This is a genomic window from Spirillospora sp. NPDC049652 (assembly GCF_040675125.1).
Classification (GTDB): Bacteria; Actinomycetota; Actinomycetes; order Streptosporangiales; family Streptosporangiaceae; genus Spirillospora.
In genome coordinates, this window is record NZ_JBFAOF010000086.1 from 1 (window position 1) to 14516 (window position 14516).

The window sequence follows — 14516 nt, forward strand, 5'->3', positions numbered from 1 at the left end:
CATCGGCTAGAGCCGGTCTCGAAGCGACCTCAGCCACGCGCGCGAACGCGTTACCTGCACGGTGGAGCGAAGCCGAAGGCGAGCGCAACCGGGCAGATCGCGAAGCGATGCCGCGTTCGCCCAGGCACGGTCACGCAGCGAGCCGCCAGGCGAGCGCAGTGGGCCGGGACTGCGATCAACGCAGCGAGCCGCCAGGCGAGCGCAGTGGGCCGGGACTGTGACAACACAGCGAGCCGTTAGGCGAGCGCAGTGGGCCGAAACTTAACTAGTACTGCCCATGTCCACGGCGTCGAGGTCCAGGAGTCGGGCGTGCAGGACGAGGCGTTGCTGCAGGGCGGCGCGGAGGGCTCGGTGCAGGCCGTCCTCCAGGTAGAGCTCGCCCTTCCACTGGACGACGTGGGGGAACAGGTCGCCGTAGAAGGTGGAGTCCTTGGCGAGGAGGGACCGGAGGTCGAGTTCGCGCTTGGTGCTGATCAACTGGTCGAGCCGGACCTGGCGTGGCGGGATCTTGGCCCAGTCCCGGGAGGACAGGCCGTGCTCGGGATAGGGCTTTCCGTCGCCGACCGCCTTGAAGATCACGGTTTTGAGTCTACGGTCTCGGGGACCGCGGACGGTTCGGGCGCCGTCAGGGGCCGGCCGGTGACGGAACGGCACGGGCGCGGGCGGGAGAAGGCGTCGGGGGATCCGGTTCCGGCCGAGGCTGTGGCGGATGTCTCCGGCCACGGCCGGGGACGGCCGGGGTGGTGGCGCGGTGTGGTCACGAGTGTCCTCGGGGTGGTGTGGGGCGGCTCAGATGGAGCCGGAGAAGGTGTCGCACTGGCCGGGGTCTCCTGTCCGGTAGCCGGTCGAGAACCATTTCTGGCGCTGGGCGGCGGTGCCGTGGGTGAAGCCGTCCGGATCGACGCGGCCCTGTGCCCGCTCCTGGATGCGGTCGTCGCCGACGGCTCCGGCGGCGTCCAGGGCCTCGTTGATGTCGTTCTCGGTGAGCCGCGTCAGGAAGCCCGTGGACACGGCGTGCTTGGCCCACGTGCCGGCGAAGCAGTCGGCCTGGAGTTCGAGGCGGACGGAGCCGCTCGTGGCGCCCTTGGCGTTCGCCTTGACCTTGCCCATCGTGCCGAGCAGGTTCTGGATGTGGTGGCCGTACTCGTGGCCGACCACGTACGCCTGCGCGAACGGGCCGCCCTTGGCGCCGAAGTCGCGCTGGAGGTCGTCGAAGAAGGTCAGGTCGAGGTAGACGCGGCGGTCGGCGGGGCAGTAGAACGGGCCGACCTGGGAGGTGGCGTGGCCGCAGCCGGTCTGGGTGGCGCCGCTGAACAGCCGCGTCCTGGCCGGCGAGTAGCGGTTGCCGTCGGCCGCGAACCGCTGCGACCAGTACTTCTGGACGCTGTTGACCGTGCCGACGATGCGGCAGTCCGCGGACTGGTCGGCGTCCGCGCCGGTACGGCACTTGGCCGCAAGGTTCGAGCCGGAGCCGATCTGCCCCTGCCCGCCGGTCTGGTGCGACCCGGACCCCGAGCCGCCCGTCAGGTCGAGTCCGAACACCAGCGCGACGATCGTCACGACGACGCCGACCGCGCCGCCGCCGATGACCATGCCGCCCGGCATCCCACCGCCACCGCCGCCACGCGCGTCCTCCACTTGTGAGGCGTCGAGTTCGGCGTCGTCTCTGAAGTCCATCCCGATCCTTTTCCCGGAGCCCTCCCGCTCACACCAGGGTGACATGGACACCAAAAGGCTCGCACAGACCGCGCCAAGTTGTGGATAACTTCGTCGGCGGTCGGCTGACCAGGCAGGATGTGAACGCCGGTCAGTTCGCGGCGGGCGGGAGGCGGATGTCCTGGCCGCCGAGCCCTAGGCGGCGGAGGATGCCGCCCGCGTGCTCCTGGAGCAGCCGGCGCGCCCGGGGGGCGTCGCCGTCCCGGAGCGCGGCGGCGATCTGACCGTGCTCCTCGACATCCTCCGCGGCGTTGTCCGGGTCGGCGACGGAGCCCGCCGTGAGCCGGAGCTGCTTGTTCCACAGCCGCGCGTACATGTCCTGGACGACGGAGTTCCCCGCCGCCGCCAGGAGCCGGTTGTGGAAGGACGCGCCCATGTCCACGAAGTCGTCGTCACGGACGGGACGGCTGGGGTCGGCGTCCGGGGCGAGCGCGTGTCCCAGTTCCCGGAGCCTGTCCGGCCCCATGGAGGCCACGCGGTCCAACGCGAAGAGCTCCAGAAGCAGCCGGGCCTCCATGGTCTCCCGGCCTTCCGCCAGGGTGACGGGAACGACCAGCCATCCGCGCTTCGGGTAGAGCCGAAGGAACCCCTCGGCTTCGAGCCTGTGGAGAGCCTCACGGACGGGCGTCCTGGAGATGTCCAGTTGTTCGGCCAGCGCGCCCTCGGACAGCAGCGTGCCACCGGGATGCGTGCCGTCCAGCAGGCGTCGCCTCACGTGCGCGTACGCGCGTTCGGCGGCGGGGGTGCGCATGGTCATATCGTCATCGTCCCGCAGAACGCGCTCTGCTTTCAGCGTCCGGGACGCCACCGGGACGGGAGCGCGCGTCGCTTTGGCATGTCGTCCGGCGTTCGGCGGGGCCTGGCTCATGCCTGCGCGTCGGCTCGGTCCAGGTGCGGCGCGCTCGCCGGGACGGCCGCGAACGCGTCCCTCGGGAGATAGCGGCGCGAATTGACGGCCACGACACTCAGGCAGGCGAACACGACGACCGCCACCAGCAGTAGAAGCACGGTGTACGAGAGGGCGGCCGAGAGGAACGCCAGCAGGGCGGGCAGAAGGAAACCGGTGTAGGTGAGCGCGTAGAACACTCCGGTGAGGCCTGCCAGGTCCTTGCCGGTGGCGATGCGCTGGATCTCCAGAAGCCCGCTGACGAGCCCGATGCTGTAGCCCGCACCCAGGATGATCGCCACGGCCAGTCCTCCCCAGGGGGAGCGGGGGCCGGCGTTGAGCGCGCACATGAGCGTTCCGACGCCGACGAGGCCGAGGGACGCCATCGCCCCTCGCGCCGTCGAAATCGAGTCGAGCCGCTTGGCGATGGGCTGCACGGCCACCCCCGTCCCCAGCGTGACCACGGTCAGCACGGTCGCGTAGACGAGCTGCCAGGTGCCCATCCGATCGGCTTCCAGCTGAGGGGTGATGGCGTAGGCGATGCCCGCGGCACCGAAAATCCACGGAGCCGTAGGGAGGACCACCCGGACGAACCGCCGGTGACCGGCGGCCAGGACACGAAGATCCCGCCAGAGCGGCCCTTCGATACGGCCGGGGGGCAGTTGCGGGACCTTCGGCAACAGCGTCAGCACCCCGAGCGAGAGGGCGATGGGCGGAAGGTAGGGAAGCACCATGGGCCACGGCGCCCACTGGGCGAGCACGCCCGCGACACCGGCGCCCATCCCGAATCCGGCCGTGAGCGCCAGGGAGGCCCGTCGCGCGCCCGCGCCAGGCGACGCCCCTGGATCGAAGGGTGCGCCGGAGAGTTCCTTCACCCAGCTCGTCCCCACGGCCATCGCCACGCCGACCGCCACCCCGGTCAGCATCCGCCCCAGGAAGATCGGCCCTACGCCCAGCGGGCCCGCGGCGAGCACCGCGCACGCGACGGCGGACAGGGCCGTCCCCATGAGCATCAGCGGCCTGCGGCCATAGCGGTCGGAGGCCGGGCCGCCGATCAGGAGGCCGGGCACCAGGCCGAGGACGTACGCGCCGAGCATCGCGTCGACGGTGAGGGGCGAGTAACCGCCCAACCGCCGGTACATGACCAGCAGCGGCGTGAACTGGTTGCCCGCCCATCCGCAGCAGAACATCGCGGCGGCGACGGGCCGCCAGGCGGACGCGGCGGGGCGCGGTTCGTCGATTCCGGACATCGCGGCGGGGATCTCTCGTTCCGGGGCTACTTGGATCCTTAGAATATGCGACTTGTATACAAGACGGGTGAGTCGGGGTCGCTTGTGCGCGCCAAACCGCTTCTGGCCTGCGGAGAGGGCGCCGGGGTGCGCGGGTGCGGTTGCCGGAAACGGCCACGACAGAGTTAGGGGCGGCACCCTATGGATGCCGCCCCCAACGTGCAGTTCTGCCGTCCAGCGCTGAACGCGCGGCGGCCGCTCGGTCAGTCGAGCGCCGAGGCTCCCGAGTCGGCGGGCTGGGAAACCTGCTCGACGGACCGCAGCCACTCGTCGAGGTCGACCCGTCCGTCGCCGTCCGCGTCGGCGCTCATCAGGTGATCCAGGGCCGCCTCGGGAAGGTCCAAGCCGAAGCTCTTGTAGGACGCCCGCAGCTCATCCCTGGTGACGGAACCGTCCCCGTCGGTGTCGAGCGCCTTGAAGGTCGCCTCCGCCTGCTGGCGCAGAGACGTAACGCCCGACGGGGCGGGGGACTCGGTACCGCCGTCGGGCGATGCGCCGCCGCCGTTGAGGGTCTCTTCGTCCGCCATGTCTGCCTCTTCTCGGATCGCCGCAGTGATCAGAACTCGTCGAGGGTACGCATCCCGAACGTTGAGGGCGGCACCGATCGGTGCCGCCCTCCTCAATCGGGAAAACCGATCCGCGGGCGGCTCAGCTCGCGTCCGGCGTTGGTCAGAGGCCCGGGATCTGACGGGCCGCGAAGGCCTGCCGCACGGCCTCGGCCGCCTTGTCGCCGTACATGCTGCGGGCCGTCGCCACCGTGGTCTTCGCGGCGGCGCTGAAGCCGGTGTCCGGCGCGAAGGAGAACTGGGCGTTGACGATGATCCGGTCGGCGACGCGCGCGCCGAGCGCCTTCCGGATGTCCCACAGCGCGTTGGACCAGATCTCGCCGTCGGCGTGCACCTCACCGACCTTGTCGCCGTACACCTTGCCCGTGTCCAGGCGGCGCAGGCAGTGCGGGACGGTCGAGGTGTAGCCGGTCGAGTCCCAGTCGGCCACGCACGGCTCGGGGGTCAGACGCGGCCAGCCGTACCGGGCGTCGGCGGCCAGGCCCACCTCGACGCCCAGGTAGTCGCCCCACGCCTCGCCGATCGCGCCGGCCTCCTCGGAGGCGCCGAACCCCGGCACCTGCGCCTCGTGCACGGCGTGCCCGTACTCGTGGACGACCACCTCGGCGTCCTCGGCGTCGTCCACCCCGCCCTTGCCGAAGCGGATCTCGTGCTTCTTGTCGGTGAAGAACGAGTTGTCCGAACCCCACTGGTTGATCCGGACGTTCTGCTGCTTGTCGTTGGCTCCGGGGAACTCCGAGCCGAAGCCGAGCGACTGCAGGTACTCCTGCGCCTCGTTCACCCAGAAGTACGCCATGACCTGCTCGAACTGGTCGGCGTCACGGGTGTACCGGAAGTCGCCGGTGGCCGAGTACGCGGGCGCGCCGGTCTCCGAGCGGATGACGGCCCAGCGCCCGGAGAGGTTGCCGCTGCCGTCCAGGTTCCGCAGCGCGACCGTGGTGTACGCGGAGGCGGGGACGGCCGACGCGGCGTTCTTGCCGTCCGTCAGGCTCTCGTCGCCCGAGGACTGGACCGGGTTGACCATGAAGATCTGGCCGGTGCCGGTCCCGGGGGCCGCCGGAGGCGCGGCGAGGGCGGGAGTGGCGGCGAGACCGGACGCGGTGACGAGCGCGGCGGCGGTGGCCAGCGCGGCGCGTGGTGCACGGATGGGACGGGTCAAGGCTCCTCCAGGCGGGCCGAGGGACCGGCCGGTCGGGCCGGTCCGTCGGGGGATCATGTCCTACCGCGGGGCCTTTGGGTAGAGGGGTCCTGAATCCGGTCTGTGGAGGTCGCCCTGGAGGGTCTGAGCCCCCGAAACGGGACCCAAAGCAAAGAGGGCGGCACCCGTGGGTGCCGCCCTCATCGCGTTTAGCCTGCTAGAGGCTGGCGGAGGATACGAGATTTGAACTCGTGAGGGGTTGCCCCCAACACGCTTTCCAAGCGTGCGCCCTAGGCCACTAGGCGAATCCTCCGTGGGCAAGCTTACCGGGTTCGGGGGACTGCTCGGACATCTATTACGGCCGCCGGCGGGATGGGGCCGTAGACGTGCGGGAACAGGCGGCCGTCGGCGGGTTCCAGACGGACGTCCAGGCCCGCCGTGGAGATCGTCAGGAGGACCAGGTCAGCCGCGGGGACGTCCTCGTAGAAGGCCGCCAGGACGCCCCTGACCTGGTCGAGGTCGGAGGAGCAGTGGATGAAGCCCTCCTCGTCCAGCGTCCGGCCGAGGGTGGACATGGCGTACGGCGCGCCGGTGGCGCGGGCCGATTCCCAATGGCGGCGTTCGGCGATGTGCAGGACGGTTTCGGGTGGTGAGGAGGGGGTGAGGTCGGTCATAGAGGCGGAGCTTACGTCGGGTGGTGTCCGGAGGAGGCGCGAGCGGCGCCGGGGATGTCATAGACTCTGGGCAGACCCCTCGCACGGCGTCACCCTGTGAACCTCCCCAGGGCCGGAAGGCAGCAAGGATAAGCAGGCTCTGGCGGGTGTGCGGGGGGTCCTTTTCGCTTCTGACGCTCTGCTGCGCGAGGGAGGGCGGCCCCCGATGAGCCTGGCTCTGTACCGCAAGTACCGTCCAGCGACGTTCGCCGAGCTCAAGGGGCAGGAACACGTCGCCGAACCGTTGCAGCAGGCGTTGCGCAACGGGCGCATCAACCACGCGTACCTCTTCAGCGGGCCGCGCGGCTGCGGCAAGACCTCGTCCGCCCGCATCCTGGCGCGGTCGCTGAACTGCGAGCAGGGCCCCACGCCCGACCCGTGCGGCGTCTGCGACTCGTGCGTGGCGCTCGGCCCCACCGGCTCCGGGCACATCGACGTCATCGAGATCGACGCCGCGTCCCACGGTGGTGTCGACGACGCCCGTGACCTGCGCGAACGCGCGTTCTTCGCGCCGGTGTCCGCGCGCTTCAAGGTGTACATCATCGACGAGGCGCACATGGTCACCCGGGAGGGCTTCAACGCGCTGCTGAAGCTCGTCGAGGAGCCCCCTCCGCACCTGAAGTTCGTCTTCGCGACGACCGAGCCCGAGAAGGTCATCGGGACGATCCGGTCGCGGACGCACCACTACCCGTTCCGGCTCATCCCGCCCGGGACGCTCCAGGAGCTCGTCGAGGAGATCCTGAAGTCCGAGGACGTCCCGTACGAGACCGCCGCGCTGCCGCTCGCGGTCCGGGCCGGAGCCGGATCCGCGCGGGACACCCTGTCGATCCTCGACCAGCTGCTCGCCGGGTCGGACGAGAAGGGCATCACCTACACGCGCGCGGTGTCGCTGCTCGGGTACACCGACTCGGCGCTCCTGGACGAGGTCATCGCCGCGTTCGCGGCACGGGACGGCGGGGCCGTCTTCGCGGCGATCGACCGGGTCGTCGAGAGCGGGCAGGACCCCCGGCGGTTCACCGCCGACCTGCTGGAACGCGTCCGGGACCTGGTGATCCTGTCGAACGTTCCCGAGGCCGGCGGATCGGGGCTGCTGAACGTCCCGCCGGACGAGCTGGAGCACATGCGGCGGCAGGCGTCGTCGCTCGGCCCCGCCGAGCTCACGCGGGCCGCCGACCTGCTGCACACCGGGTTGACGGAGATGCGCGGGGCGACCTCGCCCCGGCTGCTGCTCGAACTGATCGCGGCGCGGATCCTGCTGCCGGCCGCGTACGGGGACGAGACGTCCCTGATGGCGCGGCTCGACCGGCTTGAGCGGACGGCGGCTTCCGGTGGCGGGTTCGGTGCCGGGCCCGGTGGAGTGCCCGGCGGCGCGGGTGGGGTCAGCGGCGCGGGTGGCCGGTCCTACGCCCCCCAGCAACCCCCGCCCGCCCAGGGGGGCGACCCCACTTCCAGTGTCCAACGCCCCACAGGAGCGTCGGAAGGCGAACGCGGTTCTGTGGATAACCGCGGGACGAGCGGCCCCGCGGCCGCGTCCTCCGCCGGTTCCTCCTCCTCTACTGGCACCGGTTCCCCTGGCGGCTCCGCGTCTTCTACCGGCTCCGCGTCTTCTACCGGCTCCGCGTCTTCTACCGGCTCCGCGTCTTCTACCGGCTCCGCGTCTTCTGCCGGTTCCCCGGCTACCGCCGGTGCCGCCTCCGCGCGGTCCGAGTCTGTCGGCTCTGTTTCCGTTGGGTCCGCGTCGGCCGGTCCTGCCTCGGGTGGTGCCGTGGGCGGTGGGTCCGGTTCCGCCGGTTCCGCGTCCGGGGGTTCTGCTCCGCGCGGGGCGGCCGCGTCTGGAGGCGCTTCCGGCGCGGCGAGCTCTTACGGTGCCGCCCCTGCCCAGTCCGCTCCGGCCGCCGCCGCAGGCCAAGGCGGCGGCGACGTGTCGATGGTGCAGCAGCGCTGGCCCGAGATCGTCGACGCGGTGAAGTTCAAGAGTCGCGTCGCCTGGGTCTCGATCATGAACGGGGTCCGGCCGGTCGGGCTGGTCGGGAACCAGCTCACCCTCGCCTTCGAGGCGGAGGGGGCGCTCAAGAACTTCACCGCGGGCAACCGCGACACCGTCCTGCGCGAGGTGCTCCGGGAGCGGCTGGGCGTCGACTGGCGCATCGAGGCCGTCCTCGGCGGGGCGGGCGCTCCGGCCAACGGCGGCGGACGTCCCGGTTCCGCCGGAGGCTTCGGTGGCGGCGGTGGTGGCGGTGGCGTTCCGGCCGCCGGATTCGCTGGCGCGTCCACTCCGGCTCCGCCGCCCGCCCAAGGCCCCCGGCCCTCCGGGCCTCCGCAGAGCCCGTCGGTTCCGGCGCCCGCTCAGCCTTCCCAGCAGGCCCCCGGATCGTCCGGCTCCGGCCAGACGGGACAGCCCGGCCGGACATCCGCTCCGAACAACGGCGGTAACGGCGGCGGTTCCGCCGGTGGTGGGCGCGGCTTCGGCGGAGCGTCCGCGCACGACCCCGGCCCGCTCCCGCCGCCTCCGGACGAGCCTCCGCCCCCGTCCGAGCCCGGCCCGCCGGACGACATCGACGTCGTCGACCCGGAAGGCGACGCCGACTACGACGGCACGGAGGCCGAAGCCGGCGGGATGGCGCTGATCCAGCGCGAGCTGGGCGGCCAGATCATCCGCGAGATCGACAACACCTGACGTCGCGACGCCGCGTCACCTGACGTCGTGACGGCCGCGTCACCTGAAGGCGTCGCGACGGGCGCGTTCACCTGACGTCGTGACGGCGCGTCCGCTGAGCTCCGAGGCCGCGCCGCCGCCCGAGACGTCCGGGCTCCCGCGAGCGGCGCAAGCCGGTCGGTCGCGCCGGACGTCCGACGCCGCGCGGGTGAGCGAGCCACGCGCGCAGGACGAACGACCGGCGGCGCGTATGCCGCGAAAGGCGGATGTGCCCTCGGGACCGGGGCGCCGGGGCGGTGAATACCGCATCCGGTTTCAAACCCGTAGTCTCAGGTAGACAAACGTCCGGTGCCGGACGGACGGGCCATGTGCGGCCCCCGCCCGGTTGAGTGATGCGACGGAACGGAGCTCACCGTGGAACCCGGTGGATTCAACATCCAGGATCTGCTGCAGCAGGCACAGCGCATGCAGCAGCAGCTCCTCGACGCCCAGCAGGAACTCGCCGACGCCGAGGTCACCGGCACGGCGGGCGGCGGGCTGGTCACGGCCACGGTGAACGGCCAGGGCGAGGTCATCGGCCTCACCATCGACCCGAAGGCGATCGACGCCGACGACCCGGCGGACACCGCCGAGACCGTCGCCGACCTGGTCCTCGCCGCGATCCGGGACGCCGGCCGCGCGGCCCAGGACCTCCAGCAGCAGAAGATGAGCCCGCTCGCCGAGGGACTGCCCGGCGGCATCCCCGGCATGGGCGGCGAAGGCGACTTCCCTGGCCTGCCCGGCTTCCCCAGCCCCGGTGACCCCGGCGGTCCCGGCGAGGGCGGCGGGCACCGGACGCCCGGTACTCCCGGCTGAACGCCTTACCCTCGGAGGGCCCGGGTCGTCCGGACGCGGCGTCGGAACCCGAGCCGGAGCCGGATCCCGAAGCCAACCGGGGCCGGGCTCGGAGGCCGAGCCGGACGACAGGCCCGCAAGCGCACAGCAAGCCGAAGAACGAACGGCAAGCCCGAAGACCAAGCCGAGGCCCGAGCGGAACCGGAAGTCCACTCTCCGGGCGGGCGACCCGCCCGCACCCCGCCCACCCGCCTCCCGCAACCGCCACCACCAGGAAGGACGCGACCGTTGTACGAAGGGGTCGTCCAGAATCTCATCGACGAGCTGGGCCGTCTGCCCGGCGTCGGCCCCAAGAGCGCGCAGCGGATCGCCTTCCACCTCCTCGCCGCGGACCCGGTCGACGTCGAGCGCCTCTCCCGGGCGCTCAAGGAGGTCAAGGACAAGGTCCGCTTCTGCAAGACGTGCGGCAACGTGGCCGAGGAGGAGGAGTGCCGCATCTGCCGTGACCCGCGCCGCGACCCGCAGGTGATCTGCGTCGTCGAGGAGTCCAAGGACGTGGTCGCGATCGAGAAGACCCGCGAGTTCCGCGGCCGGTACCACGTGCTCGGCGGGGCGATCAGCCCCATCGAGGGCGTCGGCCCCGAGGACCTGCGGATCCGCGAACTGATGCAGCGTCTCGCGGACGGGACGGTGACGGAACTGATCCTGGCGACCGACCCCAACCTGGAGGGGGAGGCCACCGCAACCTACCTCGCGCGGCTCGTGAAGCCCATGGGCCTCACCGTCACCCGCCTGGCCAGCGGCCTTCCGGTGGGCGGCGACCTGGAGTACGCGGACGAGGTCACGCTGGGCCGCGCATTCGAAGGACGGAGGCTGCTCGATGTCTGACTCAAACAGCCCACAGGACTGGAACACCCTGGCCGAACGCGTGGCCTGCCACGTGGAGAACTACCTGAGCGGGCTGGAGGCCGTCGCCCGCGGCGAGGCCGGGACGCACACCGTCCCCATGCTGCTGCTGGAGGTCTCCCAGGTCATCCTGGCGGGCGCCCAGCTCGGCGCGAGCGCGGACGTGATCCTCCCGGACAACTGGGAGCCCGAGGTCGGCGACGACCCGGACCTCGACCAGGTCCGGCAGGGCCTCGGCGAACGGCTTCTCTCGGTGGACGAGTACGTCGAGGTCTTCGACCCGTACAAGGACACCGAACCCACCTCCTACCGCCTGTCGGACGACCTGGTCGACGTCGCCAGCGACCTCGTCCACGGCCTGCGCCACTACCAGCAGGGACGTCCACTGGAGGCGCTCTGGTGGTGGCAGTACTCCTATTTCAACCACTGGGGCAACCACGCCGGAGCCGCCCTCCGCGCCCTGCACGCGGTCGTCGCGAACGCCCGCCTGGACGTCTCCGAAGAGGCCCCCGCGGCCGTCTGACCCCCTCGGCCGGTCAGCACCGGCTCAGCCGGACCGCGAGTCCCGGCGGCATCCGCCATGGAAGCCGCCGGGACTCGCGCTTCCTCCCCCTAGCGCTAGACGGGCCGTCCGACCCGGCCTGGCCGCTACCAGTCGCGGGTGGCGACGAGCTCTTCGATGTCGGCGTCCTTGAAGCCGTAGGCGTCGGCCACGAAGAAGAAGTCGGTCGCGATGGCGTCGCGGGCCACGGTCTCGATCTCGCTGCCGGCCTCGAAGAACTCGTCCTGGAGCTCGTTGAACCGCTCGGTCGCGGCGTGTGTGAGGGCGTAGAGCGCGTCCAGGTCGCCGGGACGGTCGGCCTCGATGCGGGCGCACAGCCGCCGCAGGATCGCCTGGCCCTTCGCGACCAGGTGATCGGGGTAGTAGCCGTCGCCGAGCATCCCGTCCAGGAAGGTGTGCTCGACCACCCGAGCGTTGGTGATTCTCACGGGCGCGATACTGCCGGACGCCACCGACAGAACGTCCGGGACCGCCGTCCCCGGGACGCATGTGACATTTGTACTGCCGAGGACCGGAGGGATGGTTCTGCCGCCGGACGGGCCCGCCGCGACAGGATTCAGAGGTCGGCAGGACGCGGACACGGACCCTGGAGCAGGACATGAGCGAGACCCTCGAGCAGAACGACATCAAGCCCCTCCCGATCTGGTTCTTCGCCTTCGAGGGCGCGATGGGCGCGGTCTACGACCTGCTGAAGGCCTGGGACGGCGCGTGGATGGTGCTGGCGGTGCTCGGCGCGGTCAACATGGTGGTCGGGCTGACCGTCCTGCGGCGGCGCAAGCGGCTCATCAAGGCGATGCTGAAGAACACCCGGACCCGGAAGATCTTCTTCGCGCTGATCGGGCTGCGGATCGGTGTGCACGTGGTGCTCGGCGCGGTCGGCGCGCAGGTCACCAGCGCCCCGACGCACCTGGCGCTCGGCCTGGCGATGGCCGCGATCACCATGGGCCTGCTCTGGTTCGACCAGCGCGTCACCTTCCGCGCCCTCGGCCTCACCGGAACCGGTGACAGCACCGGAACCGGAACCGGTGACAGCACCGGAACCGCCACCCCCGCTGCGTCCGGCGCCCAGTTCGCTCCTGCCTCCGTCGCCGCCGCCTGACCTTCTCGATCGGCCACCTGACGGCCCGGCGGGCGGACGCCCTGCCGGGCCGACGGCATTCTCGAGGAGGCCGCGGCCGAGCTCGCGGACGTGCCTTCTCTGGCAGGCTCGGAGAGACGATGCCGGTACGTCCCAGGGGGCCACGTGAAGCGTGACGGACGGTGGAACCACAACATCCACTACCACCCGATCATCCTCCGGGCCGTCCCGGAAGGGGCGCGGAGCGCGCTCGACGTGGGCTGCGGGGAGGGGATGCTGGCCCGCGCCCTCCGCCGGACGGTCCCGGCCGTCACGGGCATCGACCGCGACGAGGTCGGCATCGACCAGGCCCGCGAGCACCCCGGCCCGGACGACATCGAGTACGTCCTCGGCGACTTCCTCGACCATCGTCTTGAGGACGGCTCGTTCGACGTCGTGGCGTCCGTGGCGACCCTGCACCACATGGACGCCGCCACCGGCCTCACCCGGATGCGGGACCTGGTCCGGCCCGGAGGGGTGCTGGCCGTCGTCGGCCTCGCGCGGCACGAACTGCTCAGGGACCTGCCGCGCGTCGCGGCCGCGACGGCGGCGGGCCCTGTCTACCGCGTGTGGAAGGGGTACTGGGAGCATCCGTCCCCGATGGTGTGGCCGCCGCCGGTCACCTATCGGGAGATGGCGGCGCTGACCGCCGAACTGCTCCCCGGCGCCGAGTTCCGGCGGCACCTCCTGTGGCGCTACAGCATCGTCTGGCACAAGCCCGGCGGCGAGGGCGTCTCAGATTCCGGACGGGTCATCTCACCCTGACAGTTACCTGGTCGTAATGACATCTCCCGGCCTCGGTAGACTCTCTCGGGCAAGCCCCTGATCCCGAACCCGAGGAGCGGCGCCCGTGGCCCTTGTCGTGCAGAAGTACGGTGGCTCCTCCGTCGCCGATGCCGAGCGCATCAAGGCGGTGGCCCAGCGGATCGTGGCCACCCGGAAGGCGGGCAACGACGTCGTCGTCGTGGTGTCCGCGATGGGAGACACGACCGACGACCTGATCGACAAGGCGAAGCAGGTGTCGCCGCTGCCCCCCGGGCGCGAGCTGGACATGCTGCTCACCGCCGGCGAGCGCATCTCGATGGCGCTGCTCGCCATGGCGATCTCCAACCTGGGCCACGAGGCCCGCTCGTTCACCGGCTCGCAGGCGGGTGTGATCACCGACGGCTCGCACGGCCGGGCGAAGATCATCGACGTCACGCCGGGCCGGATCCAGGACGCGCTGACCGAGGGCTCGATCTGCATCGTCGCCGGCTTCCAGGGCGTGTCGCAGGGCACCAAGGACATCACCACGCTCGGCCGCGGCGGCTCGGACACCACCGCCGTCGCGCTCGCCGCGGCGCTCGACGCCGACGTCTGCGAGATCTACACCGACGTGGACGGCGTGTTCACCGCCGACCCGCGGATCGTCCCGGCCGCGCAGCGCATCCCGCGCATCTCCTACGAGGAGATGCTGGAGATGGCCGCCTCCGGGGCCAAGATCCTGCACCTGCGCTGCGTGGAGTACGCGCGCCGTTACAACATGCCGATCCACGTCCGCTCGTCCTTCTCCACGAAGGTGGGCACCTGGGTCGTCGACAGCAGCGAGATCGAAGGGCACGAGATGGAGCAGGCGATCATCTCCGGCGTCGCGCACGACCGGAGCGAGGCCAAGATCACCGTGGTGGGGGTGCCGGACAAGGTCGGCGAGGCGGCCTCCATCTTCTCGGCGCTGTCCGAGGCCGAGATCAACATCGACATGATCGTGCAGAACGTGTCCGCGGCGTCCACCGGGCGCACCGACATCTCGTTCACGCTGCCGGTGACCGACGGCCAGGCCGCGCTGACCGCGCTGAACAAGCTGAAGGACCGGATCGGGTTCGAGTCGCTGCGGTTCGACGACCGGATCGGCAAGGTCTCGCTGATCGGCGCGGGCATGCGCTCCCACCCGGGCGTCACCGCCAAGTTCTTCGGCGCGATCGCCGACGCGGGCGTCAACATCGAGATGATCTCCACCTCGGAGATCCGGATCTCGGTCGTGGTCGCGCAGGACGACGTGGACACCGCCGTCGCCGCCGCGCACCGCGCGTTCGACCTCGACTCCGAGCAGATCGAGGCGGTCGTCTACGGCGGCACCGGCCGCTGACCCGCGCC

At 71.3% G+C, this 14516-nt stretch carries 15 protein-coding genes, 1 tRNA gene and 1 other RNA gene; 8 read left to right on the forward strand and 9 right to left on the reverse strand.

Features of this window, described 5'->3' with window-relative positions; translation table 11 throughout:
* Positions 1 to 261: 261 nt before the first annotated feature.
* The 8 genes from AB0J52_RS08925 to AB0J52_RS08960 form a co-directional block, all read right to left on the reverse strand.
* Positions 262 to 579 (reverse strand): type II toxin-antitoxin system VapB family antitoxin, encoded by a 318-nt coding sequence (locus AB0J52_RS08925; RefSeq protein ID WP_500181006.1) that lies wholly within the window; start codon positions 577 to 579, stop codon positions 262 to 264.
* A 210-nt stretch (positions 580 to 789) separates the two neighbouring features.
* On the reverse strand, positions 790 to 1677 hold the full coding sequence (gene ypfJ, locus AB0J52_RS08930) for a KPN_02809 family neutral zinc metallopeptidase (protein ID WP_500181007.1): 888 nt from the start codon (positions 1675 to 1677) through the stop codon (positions 790 to 792).
* A 130-nt stretch (positions 1678 to 1807) separates the two neighbouring features.
* The gene (locus tag AB0J52_RS08935) at positions 1808 to 2473 is read right to left on the reverse strand and encodes a GntR family transcriptional regulator (RefSeq protein WP_500181008.1); all 666 of its coding nucleotides are present in this window, start codon (positions 2471 to 2473) and stop codon (positions 1808 to 1810) included.
* 107 nt (positions 2474 to 2580) lie between these two features.
* The gene (locus AB0J52_RS08940; protein ID WP_500181009.1) at positions 2581 to 3852 is read right to left on the reverse strand and encodes an MFS transporter; all 1272 of its coding nucleotides are present in this window, start codon (positions 3850 to 3852) and stop codon (positions 2581 to 2583) included.
* Between the two features lie 242 nt (positions 3853 to 4094).
* Entirely contained in the window at positions 4095 to 4418 is a 324-nt protein-coding gene (locus AB0J52_RS08945; protein ID WP_500181010.1) for an EF-hand domain-containing protein, read from the reverse strand.
* Between the two features lie 142 nt (positions 4419 to 4560).
* Positions 4561 to 5616: a M4 family metallopeptidase gene (locus AB0J52_RS08950; RefSeq protein WP_500181011.1), complete on the reverse strand. Its 1056-nt coding sequence runs from the start codon at positions 5614 to 5616 to the stop codon at positions 4561 to 4563.
* A 204-nt stretch (positions 5617 to 5820) separates the two neighbouring features.
* Positions 5821 to 5908 (reverse strand) — tRNA-Ser (locus tag AB0J52_RS08955).
* A 10-nt stretch (positions 5909 to 5918) separates the two neighbouring features.
* Positions 5919 to 6269 (reverse strand): DUF952 domain-containing protein, encoded by a 351-nt coding sequence (locus AB0J52_RS08960; protein WP_500181012.1) that lies wholly within the window; start codon positions 6267 to 6269, stop codon positions 5919 to 5921.
* Positions 6270 to 6339: 70 nt separating this feature from the next.
* On the opposite strand from AB0J52_RS08960, the gene ffs reads away from it, so the two are divergent.
* From ffs to AB0J52_RS08985, 5 genes are all read left to right on the forward strand, one after another.
* Positions 6340 to 6435, forward strand: an RNA gene (gene ffs, locus AB0J52_RS08965) — signal recognition particle sRNA small type.
* Between the two features lie 39 nt (positions 6436 to 6474).
* The gene (locus tag AB0J52_RS08970) at positions 6475 to 8985 is read left to right on the forward strand and encodes a DNA polymerase III subunit gamma and tau (protein WP_500181013.1); all 2511 of its coding nucleotides are present in this window, start codon (positions 6475 to 6477) and stop codon (positions 8983 to 8985) included.
* 393 nt (positions 8986 to 9378) lie between these two features.
* Positions 9379 to 9819 (forward strand): YbaB/EbfC family nucleoid-associated protein, encoded by a 441-nt coding sequence (locus tag AB0J52_RS08975; RefSeq protein ID WP_500181014.1) that lies wholly within the window; start codon positions 9379 to 9381, stop codon positions 9817 to 9819.
* Positions 9820 to 10086: 267 nt separating this feature from the next.
* Positions 10087 to 10686, forward strand: a complete 600-nt coding sequence (recR, locus tag AB0J52_RS08980; protein ID WP_500181015.1) for a recombination mediator RecR — start codon at positions 10087 to 10089, stop codon at positions 10684 to 10686.
* Positions 10679 to 11227 (forward strand): DUF5063 domain-containing protein, encoded by a 549-nt coding sequence (locus tag AB0J52_RS08985; protein WP_500181016.1) that lies wholly within the window; start codon positions 10679 to 10681, stop codon positions 11225 to 11227. Before recR ends, AB0J52_RS08985 begins: the two co-directional genes overlap by 8 nt.
* A gap of 125 nt (positions 11228 to 11352) precedes the next feature.
* Here AB0J52_RS08985 and AB0J52_RS08990 read toward each other — a convergent pair whose 3' ends face one another.
* Positions 11353 to 11694 (reverse strand): DUF5713 family protein, encoded by a 342-nt coding sequence (locus AB0J52_RS08990; RefSeq protein WP_500181017.1) that lies wholly within the window; start codon positions 11692 to 11694, stop codon positions 11353 to 11355.
* Between the two features lie 170 nt (positions 11695 to 11864).
* Between AB0J52_RS08990 and AB0J52_RS08995 the strand changes: the two genes are divergently transcribed.
* The 3 genes from AB0J52_RS08995 to AB0J52_RS09005 all read left to right on the forward strand — a co-directional run bounded on the left by AB0J52_RS08995 (position 11865) and on the right by AB0J52_RS09005 (position 14508).
* The gene (locus AB0J52_RS08995) at positions 11865 to 12365 is read left to right on the forward strand and encodes a hypothetical protein (RefSeq protein WP_500181018.1); all 501 of its coding nucleotides are present in this window, start codon (positions 11865 to 11867) and stop codon (positions 12363 to 12365) included.
* A 144-nt stretch (positions 12366 to 12509) separates the two neighbouring features.
* Positions 12510 to 13148 carry a class I SAM-dependent methyltransferase gene (locus AB0J52_RS09000; RefSeq protein ID WP_500181019.1) on the forward strand — a complete coding sequence of 213 codons (639 nt, stop codon included), beginning with the start codon at positions 12510 to 12512 and terminating at the stop codon, positions 13146 to 13148.
* 85 nt (positions 13149 to 13233) lie between these two features.
* On the forward strand, positions 13234 to 14508 hold the full coding sequence (locus AB0J52_RS09005; protein ID WP_500181021.1) for an aspartate kinase: 1275 nt from the start codon (positions 13234 to 13236) through the stop codon (positions 14506 to 14508).
* Positions 14509 to 14516: the final 8 nt, after the last annotated feature.